Raw genomic sequence first — 17,072 nt, 5'->3', positions numbered from 1 at the left:
CAGCCTAGCAAAACTGCTTGCGGCGTCGAGATGTTGCGCCTTTAACTCTGTCCGTAACGTTTGGGAGGTCGCATTGGCCGGGCAGAATCACGCTGGAAATCCTTGGTGGACAATCGCCTTTCCGCTGTTTTCGGCCGTGCTCGTCATCGCCTATTTCGCAGGCCTCTTGCCTGCCGATCAGCCGTTGCTGCTGGCCTTCGAAACCCTCCTGCTCTGCGGCACCATATTCGCATCCGTTCATCACGCGGAGGTGGTCGGCAGCCGTGTGGGGGAACCCTTTGGCTCCATCATCCTCGCCATTTCCGTCACCATCATCGAAGCAGGGCTCATCGCGGCGCTGATGCTGGCTGCGGATAATGGCGGCCCCACCATCGCGCGCGATACGGTCTATTCCGCTGTCATGCTGGTGCTGACGGGCCTTCTAGGCATCTGCCTCGTCCTCGGCGGGCACAAGCATTTCGAGCAGACGATTAAGGTCAGCGGAACATCTTCCTATCTCGCGGTGCTTGGAACGCTCGTGACGATTGCACTGATCCTGCCGAATTTCACCACATCGACCTTGGGGCCTACCTACAGCGCGGTGCAGCTTGCCGCCGTCGCTTTTATCTCCCTCCTGCTTTATGCCGCCTTCCTGTTCATCCAGACAGTGCGCCACCGGGATTACTTTTTGGCGGCGGCCGATGATTCGGACGCGGCCAATGAAACGTTTGAGCCGCCCTCGCGAAAGGTTGCCGGTACCAGCCTGCTGTTCCTCCTGATCTCGCTCACGGGTGTGGTACTGCAAGCCAAGATGCTGGCGCCGGACCTTGATGATCTCATCGACTATGCGGGCCTGCCCCATGAATTCACGGGCGTTGTCATCGCCTGTCTCGTCCTCGCGCCTGAGAGCATCGCGGCGGTCAGGGCCTCGCTCGCCAATCGCCCGCAAACCAGCCTCAACCTGGCGCTGGGCTCCGCCCTTGCCTCAATCGCCCTCACAATTCCCGTGATTGCGCTGCTTGCCGGCTTCACCAATGTGCAGCTGGCGCTGGGCGTTCCGCCCGCAAAGATCGTGCTGCTGGGGCTCGCCCTCTTCGTCAGCGCCATCACGCTGCTTCCAGGCCGCACCAACGTGCTTCAGGGCGTGGTGCACCTCGGGCTGTTCATCATGTTCATTGTGGTCGCCGCCATACCTTGATGTCGGCCGCCTGCTAATCAGGCTTCACATGGCGTGCTTCGTGCCCCACACTGGCGGCATGAGGCAGAGATGACGTCTGAAACCGCATTCTACTACAAGGAATTTCTGATCGTACTGGGGGTTGCAGGCCTGGCAGTGCCGCTCTTCCTGCGCGTAGGTGTCAATGCCGTTGTGGCCTTTCTCGTGATGGGTATCCTGTTGAGCCCGGACGTCATGGGCCCCATAGCGCAGCGCATTCCTGTATTCGAAATCCTGAATATCGGAGATCCGGAAAGCCTTGGCCACATCGCTGAACTGGGAGTGGTCTTCCTGCTCTTCCTCATTGGCCTCGAACTGTCCTTCGAGCGGCTCAACACCATGCGGCGGCTGGTCTTCGGTCTCGGCGGCCTGCAGGTGGTACTGAGCCTCTTCGCCATCGCAGGAGGCGCGTTCGCCATGGGCTTTGACGTGCGGACAGCACTGGTGGCCGGTGCAGCACTGTCGCTCTCCTCCACGGCCATCGTGGTGCAGCTGCTCTCGGACACCAAGCGCCTTGGCTCGCAGACCGGCCGGTTGAGCTTCGCTATCCTTCTCATGCAGGATCTGGCCGTCATCCCGCTCCTGCTTCTGGTGCCCATTCTCGGCCAGCGCGTCGAGGGCAACATCGCGGTCAGCGTGCTGCTGGCGCTTCTGCAGGCGGCGGTCGCCATCGCCGTCATCGTCATTGTCGGCCGCTTCCTGCTCCGGCCGCTGCTGCGCCTCGTGGCGCGCACGGGAAGCTCAGACCTGTTCATGGCGGCCACACTTCTGATCGCCGTGGGCACCGGTGCGGTGGCCAGCATCGCCGGCATATCGATGACGCTCGGCGCCTTCATCGCCGGACTCATGCTTGCCGAAACCGAATACCGCCGCGCCATCGAGGCGGTGATCGAGCCCTTCAAAGGCCTGCTGCTGGGCACGTTCTTTCTTGTGGTCGGCCTGAAGCTTGATCTGGACACGCTGTTCCGCGCGCCGGTCTATACGCTGGGTCTGGCGGCAGGGTTGATCCTGCTCAAGGGCTCGATCGTCTATGTGCTGGCGCGGCTGTTCCGGGTGAACCGGGGTGCGGCCCTCGAAAGCGCCATGCTGCTCGGCCCCTGCGGGGAATTCGGCTTCGTCCTTGCCGCCGCAGCAATTGCCACGGGCCTTATCGACGATCCCACCAACCGCAACATCATGCTGCTGGTGACGCTGACGATGATCGCCATTCCTTTTCTCGGAAAGTTTGGTGCAAGCATCTCCCGCGGCATGCGCCGGCGCGCGGCTGTCGCATCCGTGGAGGCCGTATTGCCAGCAGATGACGAAGCCCGCGTGGTGGTGGCGGGCTTCGGCCGGGTCGGGCATCTGATCGCGTCGATGCTTGATGAACACAAGATTCCCTATCTTGCCATCGACAGCGATGCAGACCTCGTGTCACGCGAAAGCAAGGCGGGCAGCAACGTCTACTATGGCGACGCGGCCAATGTGGAGTTCCTCAAGCGCTGCGGCCTGGACAAGGCCCGGGCGCTGGCGGTGACAATGGACAATCCGGTGCGGGTGGATGAGGTGGTGCGTGTGGCCCGCTCGCTGCGCGCTGATCTCAAGATCATCGCCCGCGCGCGGGATGAGCGGCATGCCCAGCGGCTTTACACCTCAGGCGTTACCGAAGCTGTTCCGGAAACGATTGAATCGAGTCTGCAACTGGGTGAGGCGATCCTGGTGGAAACCGGCGTTCCCATGGGACTCGCGATTGCTTCCGTCCATGAACGCCGGGACGGCTTCCGCAAGCTTCTGGGGCGGCCCAACCGGCGCGAAGAGGTGGAGCTCGCGAAGAAGCGGCTCAGGCGTGAGAAGTCAGCCAGCTAGCCTCAGGAAACGCCCAGCTTCTTCTGCAGGTTCGAACTCGACGTCGTGTACTGAAACATCAGTCGTTCGCCAGGGTTCTTCAGCTTGAACACCTTCTGCGCCATCAACGCTGCTTCATGGAAGCCGGAGAGGATCAGCTTCAGCTTGCCGGGATAGGTGTTGATATCGCCGATCGCGAAAATGCCTTCGACTGATGTTTCGAATTTCTCGGTGTCAACGGGGATCAGGTTCTCATGCAGGTTCAAACCCCACTCCGCCACGGGACCAAGCTTCATAGTCAGCCCGAAGAACGGCAGCATGGCATTGCAGGAGATGTCGAAACTTGCGCCGTCGTTCCCCTTCACCGTCGCTGCAGAGAGAACGCCCTCCGCACCTTTGAGACCTGTCACCTGGCCGAGCCTGAATGACATTTTGCCGGCCTCGACCAGCTCCCGCATTTTCTTAACCGAATCCGGTGCGGCGCGGAATTCGTCGCGGCGATGGAGCAGCGTGAGACTTCTAGCGATGGGCTGCAGATTGATCGTCCAGTCAAGGGCGGAATCGCCGCCGCCGATGATCAGCACGTCCTTGCCGCGCAGGGCTTCCATCTTCTTTACGGAATAGAAGACCGATGCGCTTTCATAGGCCTCGATCCCGGGGATCGGCGGCTTCTTGGGCTGGAAGGAGCCTCCACCGGCCGCAATCACCACCACCTTGGAGCGGAACTTGAGGCCGCCATCGGTTTCCACCTCAAAGTCCGCGTCGCCCAGCTTGGTCACCGCTGTGACCATGTGGTTGAAATGAAACTCTGGCTTGAAGGGCTTGATCTGCTCCATCAGCCTGTGCGTCAGCTCGGCACCGGTGACGAGGGGAAGTGCCGGAATGTCATAGATCGGCTTTTCGGGGTAAAGCTCAGCGCACTGGCCGCCGGGCCGGTCCAGAATGTCCACCACGTGGCACCGGATATCGAGCAGTCCCAGCTCGAAAACGGCGAAGAGCCCGCAGGGGCCGGCACCGATGATGACGGCATCCGTGGTGATCACATCAGACATGGCTTCGCCGCCCTTCCTCAGAACTGCTTTTCAGGAACCTTGACGCGGAGCCCATCGAGCGCGTCCGACACTTTGATCTGGCAGGAGAGGCGGGAATTGTCGCGCACGTCAAAGGCGAAATCCAGCATGTCCTCTTCCATCGGGTTGCGCGCACCGGCTTTATCTATCCAGTCCGGCTCCACATAGACGTGGCATGTCGCACAGGCGCAGGCGCCGCCACAGTCGGCATCGATGCCGGGCACCATGTTTTTGACAGCTGTCTCCATCACGGACATGCCGGGTGTTCCCTCGACAGTCTGCTCAGTGCCGTTGTGCTGGATGAAGGTGATTTTTGCCATGAGTTCCACCGGAAGCGCGTTCATTTGTCGAGCGCGGGTTCTAGGGGATCATCCGCGGAAACACAACTGCGCCCGCTTCAGGGCTCCGCCACGCCAGGGTAGGCCCGTCGCACCGCATTGCGAAATTCCGCCAGCTCCGCTTTGAGGGCCTGAACCCGCAGAAGCCGGACGGCCAGTTCCCCCGGAAAGGCCAGCGCTTCCAGCCCCGAAGCAAGGGCGCGAACCCGCGGCGCTCCAACGGATGCCGCCGAGCCTTTGAGCGCGTGGGCGGCGGATTTCCAGTCAGGCGCCGTTTCCGCCTGCTCCAGCAGGTGCAGGGTGCTCGGAAGCTGCGCCAGGAAAAGTCCCAGCACTTCTGCCGCAAGCCTTTGATCATGCATGGTATAATGCTGAAGATGAGCGTGGTCGAAGACCTCGCTCTTCAGCGGGTCCGTGCTGTCCGCCCTGTCTCTGGTAACAGTCATTGTTCGCCTCCCGGCGCGTTCTGGAGAACAGAGCATATGCCACAAGCCTGAGCAGTCCGTAAAAGCCCCAAGCCAATTGCGGAATGGCACGGAATAATTGCTGTGCAGCGGGCTCTTAACCAATTATTAAATATTCGGGGCTGGGGGGCCGATGCCGGGTTCAACCGGGCAATCCGATAGGTTATGGTGAATGCGAGAAGCCATGCCCCCGGGGAAGCGGGGCTTTGTCCCGGACATAAAAAAGCCGGGTGAAAGCCTCATCGGGCGTGAGTGGAACAGGGCGGCACCTGGTGCTGCGGGTTTGTAAAAGTGCGGGAACAAAACAATATGGCTAATACAACCGAGACGCGCCGTTCTGATCGCCGCCAGGCCGAAGCAGAAGCCATGCGGCGTGAGGCGCCCCGGCTCTCGGCGGAGCCCGCTCCGGTGAAGGGCCGTCCGGCCAATGAAAACGACCCGGGCACCGCCATGTTGCTCGCCAAGATGCGCCGCCGCCCGTCTTTTACCCCTTATCTCCTCGTCTCCGTCATCCTCACCGCACTGTGGTCCGGCGGCTGGTTCTTCGCAAATTCCGGAACACTCGGTGGCCAGGCAGCGCCCAACAGCACACTTCAGGCCATCGCCCTGCTCCTGGTGCCCATTGCCGTGGTGTGGGCCGGCGCCTATCTACTGTGGCGCGCGGCCGACATGCGCCAGGTGTCAGAAGCGCTCTTCCAATCCGCCATGCGCCTCGTCCGCCCGCAGGACATCGCGACAGAAGGTCTGACAACCATCGCGCAGGCGGTCCGCTCCGAGGTTGATCTCCTTGTTGGAGGCGTCGAGCATGCGGTGCAGCGCGCCGCGGTGCTGGAAGAGATCGTCCACAAGGAAATCGCGGCAATCGAGCGCGCCTTCGGCGGCAATGAAGAACGCATCCGCAATCTCGTCGCTGGCATTGAAAATCAGCGCTCGGCCTTGCACCAGGCCTCGCTGCTCATCAGCAACGATACCAACCCCCTGGTCACCAGGCTTGAGAACAGCACGGCCAATCTCGACAACATCATGGCAACTGCGCAGGACACGCTGGGCCGGCTCGAGGGCGGCCTCCGGGAGATTTCGGGCTCAATCATGCGCGCCATGGATGACATGTCAGAGCGCGCCAATACCGCTGGCTCCGAAGTCGGCATGCAGACCGCGCACATGGAGGACGTCTCCACCCAGATGATCGGCCAGCTGCGCGAACTGTCACGCCATGTCTCGAACCAGATCGACCAGATGAAGATGGCATCCGCCACCTTGAGCTCCGAGACGGTGGATTTCGGCCATTCGATGCAGGAGATGGAAGTCAACATGTCCATGCTGGTGCGCAACGCCGTGGACTCGCTTGCCGGCGTCCACGAAGACATCTCGCGCACGATCGAACGGTCCAGCGTTGCATCGGCCGATCAGATCCGCCAGCAGGTGGCCGATCTCGCCGACGTGGTCCAGACCACCGGCAGCAATCTGGGCTTCCACATCAAGACCATCGCGGATGATGTCACAGGCAACCTCGAGCGCGTCAGCCTGGACACCTCGCAGATGATTGAGCAGAGCCGCAACCTCGTCACCCAGGGCCTGCAGACTGTCGCCGTCGAATATATCGAGCGCGTTGCCCAGTCCCGTGCCGAGCTCATCACCTATCTGGATCAGTCCGCCGTTGGTGTAGCGTCCGCCGTGGACGAGGCGACGGACAACGTGGCAGGCCGCCTCAACGCCGCAGGCACCCAATTCCTGACGGGCCTTGATCAGACCGCTTCGACCCTTCTTGCGGAACTGGGCTCCATGAGCACCGGCATGTCCGGCCGCATTGAAGAGACCACCGGCCGCCTCATCGACGAAATCGGCACAAGGGCGGAGCGCATCATCACCAGGCTGGACGATTCCGCCGGCGGCGTCTTCGGCCGCCTCGACGAGCAGGCAAGCCTCGTCTCGAGCCGCGTGGAGGAAACTGCAAACCGCATCCTCTTCAACATCGAAGATCGTACGGCAGCAGCCAGCGCCCGTGTTGGCGAGGCCGCGCACCAGATTCTCGGGCTGCTTGACCAGCAGAACCTTGATTCTGCTCAGCGCGTCACAGACTCGGCCGCACGTGTGGAAATGGCGATTGCCCGCGTCACCGATGATTACACCGCGAAGCTCGGCCATTCCTCGAGCGATATCGTGGCCCAGGTCGATCACGCTGTCGCCACGGCCCTGTCTCGGCTCGAAGAGACTGCGGGCGAACTGCGCACCTTGCTGGGCACCACCAATGCGGACATTCTGGGCCAGCTCGATGGCCGCACGCGGGACATGCTCGACAATCTGGACAGCATCCTCGGTGCCGCCAATTCACGGCTCACCGACACCGCGAACAGCTTCCAGGAAGTCATCGGCCAGACCAGCGACAAGCTGGAGGACCGTATCGGCATTTCGGGCGAAACGCTGAACGCCATCATGACCGGCGCGGTCGAGAACGCCAGGAGCCGCATCGACGAAGCTTCGAGCTTGTTCCATGAACTGATCGAACAGCTGACCGGCGGCGTCGAGACCCGCATGGGCACCTCGGCCACGCTGCTGCAGGACCAAGTGCAGCGCGCGATTTCAACCGCCACCGGCCGTCTCGACGATACGACCCGCATGTTCCAGGAACTGATCGGTGGGGCGTCCGAAGAAATCGAGCGCCGCATCGACGGCGCAAGCGAGCGCTTCTACGGACAGATCGAAACCAGCGTCAGCGCCGCCACCGGCTCTCTCGACCAGGCCAACAAGACCTTCCAGGAAGTGATCGGCGAGACAGCCGGCAGCGTGATCGGCCAGCTCGACAGCTCCTCGCGTGACATCGCCACTGCAGTGCAGGGGCTCGAAGCGCAGCTTGACGGTGCCACAGGGCGCCTTGAGGGCCAGATCGGCCAGGTCGCGAACACCATTTCCGGCCGCATCGACGAGGTGACGGAGACTGTCGCCACGCGCCTGGACGAAACCTCTGGCAGCCTCACCTCGCGGCTCGAGACCGTTTCGCGCAACGTCAACGATCTCATGGTGTCCACCAGCGGCACCATCGTCGCCCACCTCAAGGACACGGCCGAAATCGTCAACCGCGAAATGGCGGAATCGGGCGTGGCTCTGGCAGAGCGCATCGAAAGCTCGGGCGGCCTCGTCACGGACAAGCTCATCACCGTGTCAGGAAGCTTCGTGACCAACCTCTCCAAGGCGCGCGAAGAGCTGCTCACCATGATCACCAGCTCGTCCGAGGACGTGACCAAGCGCCTCGAAGACACGACAGTGCAGCTCTACAGCAAGCTGGACGGCACGACGAACTCGATGACCGGCCAGCTTGAGCAGACGGCAACGAAGCTCTACACGCGCCTCGACCAGGTCTCCGCCCACATGTCAGGCGAGCTTGAGCAGACGGCACAGCGCATCACAGATTATATTTCCAACACCACGGGCGATGCGGTCAGCAAGGTGGCCCTGGTCACTGACAGGCTGACGCTTCAGCTGGACGATTCGTCCCAGCAGCTGGGCCAGCTTCTGGACCAGACGTCGGAGCGCCTTGGCAGCCAGCTGGAACAGGCGGCGGCGGATCTCTCCGCCCTGTTCGGCAACTCGACCGAGACACTCACCCAGCGCCTGGACGAAACATCCTCTCATCTCTCGGAGATATTCACCACCAACACCGAGATGCTCAACGGTCAGCTGGGCGATACGTCCGTCAAGCTTTCGGAGCTGTTCACCAACAGCACCGGCAAGATCGCCGGCGAACTGGAGGAGACGTCCGACCGCCTGTCAAACCTGTTCTCGACCAATGCAGAGCTCCTCAGCGAAACCCTGGATCAGACGTGGAACAGCCTCTCAGGCCTGTTCAGCGCCAAGACCCAGAACCTCACGGAACAGCTCGACCGTACGTCGAACGATCTGAACGCCCTGTTCTCGGTCAACACCAAGATGATGGCCGACCAGATCGACAAGACCGCAACCGAGATGACGGACAGCTTCGCCGAAACGGCAGTGCGCGTTACCCGCCAGGTGAGCGAAGTGAACCAGGTCATGGCGCACCGCCTGGAGCAGGCCTCCTCCGAGGTCACCTCTCAGCTTGATACCGCAGGCACATCGATGCTGGCACGCATCGAACAGACGGCGGAAACCCTGCGCCACCGATTCGACAATTCAACCGGCATGCTCGAACGCGTGACGGACGATCTGTCGAACAAGCTCGATGGCACGGGCCACCGCTTTGCCACCGTGCTGGATCAGGCCTCGAGCGCCATCCTCTCCGAACTTGGAAAGGCCAGCGAAGACCTGGCCGAAGGGCTGAGCGCCACAACACTGCAGATCACCGGCCGCCTGGAGCAGGATTCGGGCTCGCTCTCGAGCCGCGTCGAAGAAGCCAGCCGCACGCTGGAGCAGGTGTCTGTCAGCACCGCGGCGAAGCTCGAAGATGCCAATCGCAAGTTTGCTAAGCACGTGGAGACGGCAACATCCTTCCTGGCAGAGCAGCTGGCAAGTGCTGCGGGCACCATGGACGAACGCCTCGAAACCGTCTCGACGGACCTCACGGGCCGTCTCGAACTCACCTCGACGCGCGTGTCCGAACGCCTGGACGATGCCTCGCTGCTGGTGCAGCGCTCCGTTGAGCAGTTCAACAACGAAATGGAGCGCGTGCTGGTTGATCGGAAGCAGACCTTCGACACGCTCATCTCCGATGCGGCAAAGCAGGCTGGCGAAATCGACTCGGTGATGAGCAGCTACATGAGCCTCATCGAGGATTCGCTTGCCGCATCCGAGGCCAAGGCCAAGGAGATCAGCCGCATCGTGGCGGAGCAATCAGCCCTCGCCACCCGCAACCTCGAACGCGAAATCGAGAAGCTGGAGGAAGCATCGGGTGGTCAGATCACCCAGGCCGTCCGCGTGCTGCGCGATCAGCATGAGCGCGCCATGTCGGCCATGAACGAGATGCTGTCGTCCACCGCCACGGACTTCCAGCAGACCGCACAGGACATGCGCTTGACCGCCCAGCAGGTGGTGAAGGACATCGACTCTGCTCGCAACGAACTGATGCGCGCACTGACGGAGCTTCCCGAGGAAACCCGCACGAACGCCGATGCCATGCGCCGCGTGGTGGCAGATCAGATCGGTGCGCTCAGCGCGCTTGCCGATGTGGTGAAACGCCAGGCAGGATCACTTGATGTCTCTGGACCAGGCACCGCCGTCGGCCGCGCCAGGCCGGCGCCGAAGAACTGACGCGTTCAATCTGATGGAGATTGCCAAGCCCTATCTGCTGTTCCTGGGCGATGTCCAGGACCAGCTTGCCGCCAAGACCGCCATGGGCATCGTCGATTGGCGCCCGGAATGGTGCGTCGGGCAATTGCGTCTTGCCGGTTGCAAGGCCGATACAGGTCTGCCCGATTTGACTATTGCCGAAGCCGTGGCCAAAGGGGCCAAGACCATGGTGGTCGGCGTTGCCAATGCCGGCGGGGTCCTGCCCGATCACTGGGTGACGGAGATTGTCGCGGCCCTTGAAGCGGGGCTCGATGTGGCAACAGGCCTCCACAAGCGGCTGAACGCCATTCCGTCCATTGCCGGTGCGGCGACGAAGCATCATCGGAAGCTTCATGATGTGCGGTTTTCCGATGTCAGCTTCGCCACCGGCAAGGGCACGAAGCGCCCTGGCCTGCGCCTGCTCACTGTCGGCACCGATTGCTCGGTGGGCAAGAAATACACGGCCTTGGCCCTGGAACGCGAGATGCACAAGCGCGGCCTCAGCTGCGATTTCCGCGCCACGGGCCAGACGGGCGTCTTGATCTCGGGCCGTGGCCTCGCGCTCGATGCCGTGGTGGCGGACTTCATCTCAGGGGCGGCCGAATGGCTGTCTCCTGACAATGATCCCCGGCACTGGGATGTGATTGAAGGTCAGGGCTCGCTGTTTCACCCGTCCTTCGCCGGGGTCACACTGGGCCTTCTCCACGGCGCTCAGCCCGATGCCTTCATTGTCTGCCATGAGCCCACCCGCGCGACCATGCGCGGCGTGAAGCATCCGCTGCCGTCGATTGCCGAGGTGATCGAACGCACCGTTCTTGAGGGCGCGCTCACCAATCCGCAGATTGCCTGCACGGGTATTGCCATCAATACCGAACATCTCTCCGAGGAAGTGGCAATGAGCTATCTGAAGGAGACGGCCGAAGCCCATGGCCTGCCCTGCGTCGATCCCATCCGCACCGGGGTCGCCCCTCTCGTCGATGAGCTGATCCGCCGCTACGGGCGCTAACATGCCGAAACTCACCATCACCGAGGAGCGCTGGCCGATCGCCGGCCGCTTTACGATTTCGCGCGGCAGCAAAACCGAGGCCCATGTCGTCACCGTAACAGTGGAAGACGGCCCGCACCGCGGGCATGGCGAATGCGTGCCCTACCCCCGCTATGAGGAAACCGTGCCGCAAGTGGTGGCAGCACTTGAAGCGGCGCGTGCGGATATCGAAGGCGGCATCACACGGCAGGACATTCCGTCTTTGCTCGCGCCTCATGCCGCACGCAACGCGCTGGACTGCGCCCTGTGGGATCTTGAAGCGAAGAAGGCGGGAAAACCCGTCTGGCAACTCGCGGGTCTTGCACAGCCGGCGGCCGTCGTCACGGCCTATACCTTGAGCCTCGATACACCCGAAGCAATGGGAGATGCAGCGGCCCGCGTTGCGCACCGTCCGCTGCTCAAGCTCAAGCTGGGGCGCGAGGGCGATGATGAGCGCCTGAAGCTCATCCGCCGCAATGCACCCAAGAGCCGCTTGATTGTTGATGCGAATGAAGGCTGGGCGCCGGACAATCTCGCCGCCATGCTTGCCGCCTGCGCGGAGGCAGGCGTTGAACTCGTCGAGCAGCCATTGCCCGCAGGCAATGATGAGGCCCTGCGCGGCCTGGCACGGGCCGTCACCGTCTGCGCCGACGAGTCAGCCCATGGCGTGGAAACGCTCAATCAGCTGACCGGCAAGTACGACGCGATCAACATCAAGCTCGACAAGACCGGCGGTCTCACATCCGCGATCGAACTCGCCCATGCGGCGCAATCCCGAGATCTGAAGATCATGGTTGGCTGCATGCTGGCAACGTCCCTCGCCATGGCGCCGGCCATGCTGCTCACCCCGCTGGCAGCCTTCGTCGATCTCGACGGCCCCCTGCTCCTCAGCCAGGACCGTTCGCCCGCGATCCTGTACGAGGGCTCCCTCATGCACCCGCCGTCAGCGGCCCTCTGGGGTTGATGGCACTCAGCATGCCTGCGAGCGCGCAGGCGATGGCAGCGATCCCGGCCATTACATAAAACGCGCCGCCCCCAAACGCACCGTAGAGCGAGCCCGAAGCCCACATGGTGCTGGACAGCAGCACACCGCTGGACAGCACTGAATAGAGGCCCTGCGCCGTATTGCGCATATTGTGCGGCACGTGCTCCCGGATAAAATGCATGGTTCCCAAATGGGTGAAGCCGAAGGACGCGGCATGCAGCGTCTGTACCGCGAACAAAACAATGAGCGGCGGCTCCAGACCCGTCACGATCCAGCGCAGGCAGGCGATCGCCGTTCCCAGCATGATGAGGCGCACCGATCCAAACCTGCGGTAAAAACGGTTGGAGAAGGCAAACATCGCAATCTCGGCAATCACACTCGCCGCCCAGAGCTGGCCAATCACAAATTTCGAATAGCCAAGATCTTCGAAATAGACGGAGCCGAAGGCATAGAGGAAACCATGGCTCGCCTGGCCCAGGCCAGCAGCCAACAGGAACAGCAGGAAGCTTGCCGTCGCGATCACCGCCAGGAATGGTCTGAGGCGGATCGGCTCATGCTTGGCCGCGTTCAGCGCCCTGTCCTGGGGCAGGAGCAGCGTGACCAGCGCCCCCAGCGTCTGGGCACCGGCGATCAGCAGGATGACCGATTGCACCGGAATGACGTCCAGCAACGCCCCAGCGCCGAGGCTTCCCAATAGAAAGCTGAGCGAGGCCCAAAGCCTGATCCGCCCATAATCCAGCCCGAAATGTGCGCTGCCCTCAACGGCCAACGCCTCCGTCAGCGGCACTATGGGCGCAAGCAGGGCCGATGCCAGCATGCCCGCTGCCAGAATGGGCCAGAAGCCAGACATGAAATTCAGCAGCAGATAGGCCACAGCTGCACTGAAAGCACAGCCGATGATCACCAGCCGCCGCCGTTGCGTCAGATCCGCAATGAAGGTGCCGAGCGGAATGCCTATGATCCGCACCGCCATCATCATGGCGACGATGAAGGCCACCTGCGGGTCGGAGAGCGCCTTGGCCTTCAGCCACAGCGGCAGGAATGGCAGCTGAATGCCAGTGCCGAGGAAGAGCACCACATTGAACAGCGAAAGCCTGAAGCTGAAATTGCGGGAGGGCATGGCCGGGGGGTGCGCAAAGGGGAGAAGCGTTGAAAACCCGCGTCTAAACCAAAGATTCACCACTGGCCATGATTATGGAGGGGTGAGGAGCCCTGCGGCTGGCGCAGGGGATAGGTCTTTCCAGGGCCTGTGAGTGGAGTTGCGTATGCCCCCCAGAGAACTGCCGCAGCAGACGAGGCCTGCGCCGCAAGGCCTTGTGCCCGAGGACTTTGAGGATATTCGTGAGGCGGTGATGGAAACCGCGCGTGGCCGCTGGTTTCTCGATGAATTCGCGATAAGGCTTCGCACGGCCGAAACATCCAGCCTGGTTGAAAGTATGAAGCGCCTCGAAACGGCCGTGGCCTCGAACCATGACGCGCTGATGGCAAGGCTCGCCAATGCCCTGAAGCAGGATGAGCCGGAAGAAATCCACCCCGCACCCGCCGCAAACGAGATCGAGGTCGGCCTCCGCCATATGAAATTCTACCGCGCCGATGAAGATATCTTTGAACCGGCACCCGGCGCCACACTCACCTCGGTTCCCAACTTTCAGGGCCGCGTGCTGATGGCGGAAGAACCCTCAGCCGAGGCACCTTCCAAACGCCGCATCGTCATCATCCGCCACAAGCCGGGTGAACAAATCGATGTGCCGCTGGCAGACGAACTCGCAAAGGCCTCTTGAAGACCCTCATCAGATCTCCCCGCGAAGGATCCGCGCATAGGCATCCGGATCACAGTTCCCGCCGGACGCGATGAGACCGATCGCCCTGCCCCTGGCTGAAATCTTTCCCGTCAGCACGGCGGCCAGCGCCACTGCACCGCCCGGTTCCAGAACGAGTTTCAACACCTCGAAGGCGAAACGAACGGCCGCCGCGGCCTCGGCATCCGTCACGGTGAGCCCCTCGCCCAGAAGCCTCTGGTTGATGCTGAACGTCAGCGCGCCCGGCCTCACCGACATCAGTGCATCGCAGATCGAGCCGGAAGCCCTGGGGTTGGTCTCGATCTGCCCGCTCCTGAGAGATCGCGCATAATCATCATAGCCCACGGGCTCTACCGTATGCACCACCGTCCCCGGCGATCTTGCCTCCATTGCAAGCGCCACGCCTGCTGTCAGGCCGCCGCCAGAGCAGCACACCAGAACATCGTTAAGCATCACGCCCCGGGCCGCCGCCTCGGCCGCCAGTTCAAGCCCGGAGGTGCCCTGGCCGGCAATGATTGCCGGATGCTCGAATGGTGGCACCATGACGGCGCCGCGAGCCTTTACGAAGCTCTCCGCAATGGCCTCCCGGGATTCCGTAGCGCGGTCATAGGTGATGACCTCCCCGCCATAAGACCTTGTATTCTGCTGTTTGATCTCGGGTGTATCCGCCGGCATGACGATCAAGGCAGGAAAGCCCTTGATCTGCGCCGCAGCAGCCACCCCTTGTGCATGGTTGCCGGAGGAATAGGCCACCACACCCCCGGGGGTCGTTTCCGGCGATAGCTGCGAAATCAGGTTCCAGGCGCCGCGAAACTTGAACGAGCCCGTCCGCTGCAGGCACTCCGCCTTTATCAGAACGCGCCCGCCGGACAGAGCATTCAGAATGGGGGATTCGATCACCGGCGTTTTCACGGCAAATCCCTCAAGCCGCACGGCGGCTTGTTCGATGTCCTTGATGGTAGGCAGCATTTTTCCCCGCATGAACGCCCGAGCGGAGAGCATAGCCGAGCCACCTCGAGTTTTGCTAGAACCCCTGCGCAACCCTGGGAGACGACATGACCCGCGATCCGCGCTATGACATCCTTTTCGAGCCCGTCCGCATCGGACCCGTGACGGCGCGCAACCGCTTCTACCAGGTGCCGCATTGCAACGGCATGGGCTACAAGGACCCCTCCGCCCTCGCCGCCATGCGCGGCATGAAGGCCGAAGGGGGCTGGGCCGTGGTTTGCACCGAAATGGTGGAAATCCACCACACGGCGGATGTGGCGCCCTTCGTCGAACTCCGCCTGTGGAGCGACCAGGACATCCCGATGCTGGCCCGCATTGCGGAAAAGGTCCGCGAACACGGTTCCCTCGCCGGAATCGAGCTGTGCCATTCAGGCTACACCGCCAATAATCTGTGGAGCCGCGAAGTCCCGATTGCGGCAAGCCCGATGCCGACGGCGAGCTATCTCTATGATCCCATCCAGGCGCGCGGCATGGACAAGCAGGATATCCGCGATCTGAGGCGCGCGCACCGCCAGGCGGCGCTGCGTTCGAAACAGGCAGGCTTTGACCTTGTCTATGTCTATGCCGGCCACGGTCTCGGAATTTTCCAGCACTTCCTGTCCCGCGCCACCAACTTCCGAACCGATGAATATGGCGGCTCGCTCGAAAACCGTGCCCGCCTGCTCCGGGAGGTGATCGAGGACACCAAGGATGCCGTGGGTGACACCTGTGCCGTTCCCGTGCGCATTGCCATGCATGAGTTCCAGGGCTCGGCCGGCCTCGAGCCCGCTGAAGTCGAAGATGCGATTGCCATGATGGCGGATCTCCCGGACCTGTGGGACCTGTCACTTTCAGACTGGTCAAAGGATTCGCAAACCTCACGCTTCTCCGAGGAAGGCTTCCAGGAGCCCTATATCAAGGGCGTCAAGAAACTAACGTCGAAGCCCGTCGTCGGCGTTGGCCGCTATACCTCGCCCGACACCATGGTGCGGGTGATCCGCCAAGGCATCATGGACATGATCGGCGCGGCGCGGCCTTCGATTGCGGACCCCTTCCTGCCCAAGAAGATCGAGGAAGGCCGCCTGGACGACATCCGGGAATGCATCGGCTGCAACATCTGCGTCACCCATGACTATACGATGAGCCCGCTCCGCTGCACCCAGAACCCATCCATGGGCGAGGAATGGCGGCGCGGATGGCACCCGGAGAAGATCAGGCCGAAGCAGGATGACCGCCATATTCTTATCATCGGCGCAGGCCCCGCTGGGCTCGAAGCCGCCCGCGCGTTGGGCCAGCGTGGCCACCAGGTGACATTGGCGGACAGGGCAAGTGTTGCTGGCGGCCGCGTCACCCGGGAAAGCAGGCTTCCGGGCCTTGCCGCTTGGGCACGGGTGCGCGACTGGCGGCTTCTACAGCTCAACAAGCTTCCCAATGTCTCGCTCTACCTCGAAAGTGACATGACGCCAGAGACGGTGGCCGAACTTGGCGCAGACCATGTTCTCGTCGCCACCGGCTCCGAATGGCTGAGGGATCTTACCGGCCGCCACTTCCTGAGCCCGGCTGACTATGCGGAAAGCTGCGACGTGCTGACGCCGGATGACCTGATGTCGGACCTCCGCCCCAAGGCACGCGACGTGGTGATCTATGATGATGATCATTACTATCTGGGCGGCGTTCTCGCGGAGCTGCTGGTGCGCGAAGGGCATGCCGTAACGCTGGTGACGCCCGCCCCCGTGGCTTCCGCCTTCACCAAGGCCTCCCTCGAACAGAAGACGATCCAGGCGCGGCTCTTGAAAATGGGGGTGAAAGTGCTCGCGAACCAGGCTGTTTCAGGGATCGCCGCAGACCATGTGTCGCTCGAATGCGCCTACACGGGCGAGGCATCCCAGCTGGAGGCAGGTGCCGTGGTGCTGGTCACCGCGCGCCGGCCATTGGATGGCCTGTGGCAGGCTTTGACTGCCCAGGGCATTGCGGCCACCCGCGTGGGAGATTGCTACGGTCCGGCGACAATCGCCGCCGCCGTCCATTCCGGGCGAAAGTTTGCCGAGAATTTCGGCAACCCGCCGGAAGATTTCCTCGATATTCCCTTCCGCAGGGAGGTTACGGCCTTAAGTTGATGGCCCTTGCCTCATTTGGGTCGCAGGAGGG

The 17,072-nt window shown here is 62.4% G+C and carries 12 protein-coding genes; 7 read left to right on the top strand and 5 right to left on the bottom strand.

The window, feature by feature from the left end:
* Positions 1-73: 73 nt before the first annotated feature.
* Both ACO06F_RS18380 and ACO06F_RS18375 read left to right on the top strand, forming a co-directional pair.
* Positions 74-1,177, top strand: coding sequence for a calcium:proton antiporter (locus tag ACO06F_RS18380; RefSeq protein ID WP_421694180.1), 1,104 nt, complete (start codon positions 74-76; stop codon positions 1,175-1,177).
* A gap of 69 nt (positions 1,178-1,246) precedes the next feature.
* Positions 1,247-3,040: a cation:proton antiporter gene (locus ACO06F_RS18375; RefSeq protein ID WP_421694179.1), complete on the top strand. Its 1,794-nt coding sequence runs from the start codon at positions 1,247-1,249 to the stop codon at positions 3,038-3,040.
* Between the two features lie 2 nt (positions 3,041-3,042).
* Here the strand turns inward: ACO06F_RS18375 and ACO06F_RS18370 are convergent, their stop codons facing one another.
* The 3 genes from ACO06F_RS18370 to ACO06F_RS18360 form a co-directional block, all read right to left on the bottom strand.
* Complete coding sequence (locus ACO06F_RS18370) at positions 3,043-4,071, bottom strand: NAD(P)/FAD-dependent oxidoreductase (RefSeq protein ID WP_421694178.1); 1,029 nt, start codon at positions 4,069-4,071, stop codon at positions 3,043-3,045.
* A 17-nt stretch (positions 4,072-4,088) separates the two neighbouring features.
* Entirely contained in the window at positions 4,089-4,409 is a 321-nt protein-coding gene (locus ACO06F_RS18365; protein ID WP_421694177.1) for a 2Fe-2S iron-sulfur cluster-binding protein, read from the bottom strand.
* Positions 4,410-4,486: 77 nt separating this feature from the next.
* Positions 4,487-4,873 (bottom strand): Hpt domain-containing protein, encoded by a 387-nt coding sequence (locus tag ACO06F_RS18360; RefSeq protein WP_421694176.1) that lies wholly within the window; start codon positions 4,871-4,873, stop codon positions 4,487-4,489.
* Positions 4,874-5,200: 327 nt separating this feature from the next.
* Here ACO06F_RS18360 and ACO06F_RS18355 point away from each other — a divergent pair, with 327 nt between their 5' ends.
* Genes ACO06F_RS18355 through dgcA form a run of 3 tightly spaced genes read left to right on the top strand, consistent with a single transcriptional unit; the run spans position 5,201 to position 12,117 of the window.
* Positions 5,201-10,111, top strand: coding sequence for a hypothetical protein (locus tag ACO06F_RS18355; RefSeq protein ID WP_421694175.1), 4,911 nt, complete (start codon positions 5,201-5,203; stop codon positions 10,109-10,111).
* 13 nt (positions 10,112-10,124) lie between these two features.
* The gene (gene dgcN, locus ACO06F_RS18350) at positions 10,125-11,135 is read left to right on the top strand and encodes an N-acetyltransferase DgcN (RefSeq protein WP_421694174.1); all 1,011 of its coding nucleotides are present in this window, start codon (positions 10,125-10,127) and stop codon (positions 11,133-11,135) included.
* Between the two features lies 1 nt (position 11,136).
* Entirely contained in the window at positions 11,137-12,117 is a 981-nt protein-coding gene (gene dgcA, locus ACO06F_RS18345) for an N-acetyl-D-Glu racemase DgcA (RefSeq protein WP_421694173.1), read from the top strand.
* Here dgcA and ACO06F_RS18340 read toward each other — a convergent pair.
* A complete protein-coding gene (locus tag ACO06F_RS18340; protein ID WP_421694172.1) occupies positions 12,083-13,258 on the bottom strand; it encodes an MFS transporter in 1,176 nt (391 codons plus the stop codon). The genes dgcA and ACO06F_RS18340 overlap by 35 nt on opposite strands.
* Before the next feature lie 145 nt (positions 13,259-13,403).
* Between ACO06F_RS18340 and ACO06F_RS18335 the strand changes: the two genes are divergently transcribed.
* Entirely contained in the window at positions 13,404-13,919 is a 516-nt protein-coding gene (locus tag ACO06F_RS18335) for a hypothetical protein (RefSeq protein ID WP_421694171.1), read from the top strand.
* Between the two features lie 9 nt (positions 13,920-13,928).
* On the opposite strand, the gene ACO06F_RS18330 is transcribed toward ACO06F_RS18335, so the two are convergent.
* Positions 13,929-14,906 (bottom strand): threonine ammonia-lyase, encoded by a 978-nt coding sequence (locus ACO06F_RS18330; RefSeq protein ID WP_421694170.1) that lies wholly within the window; start codon positions 14,904-14,906, stop codon positions 13,929-13,931.
* 86 nt (positions 14,907-14,992) lie between these two features.
* Between ACO06F_RS18330 and ACO06F_RS18325 the strand changes: the two genes are divergently transcribed.
* The gene (locus tag ACO06F_RS18325; RefSeq protein ID WP_421694169.1) at positions 14,993-17,041 is read left to right on the top strand and encodes an FAD-dependent oxidoreductase; all 2,049 of its coding nucleotides are present in this window, start codon (positions 14,993-14,995) and stop codon (positions 17,039-17,041) included.
* Positions 17,042-17,072: the final 31 nt, after the last annotated feature.

The organism is Aestuariivirga sp., from assembly GCF_965227715.1.
Taxonomy (GTDB): domain Bacteria; phylum Pseudomonadota; class Alphaproteobacteria; order Rhizobiales; family Aestuariivirgaceae; genus Aestuariivirga.
The sequence above is the reverse complement of the archived record's forward strand: the minus strand, read 5'-3'. Positions and strand labels throughout refer to the sequence as shown.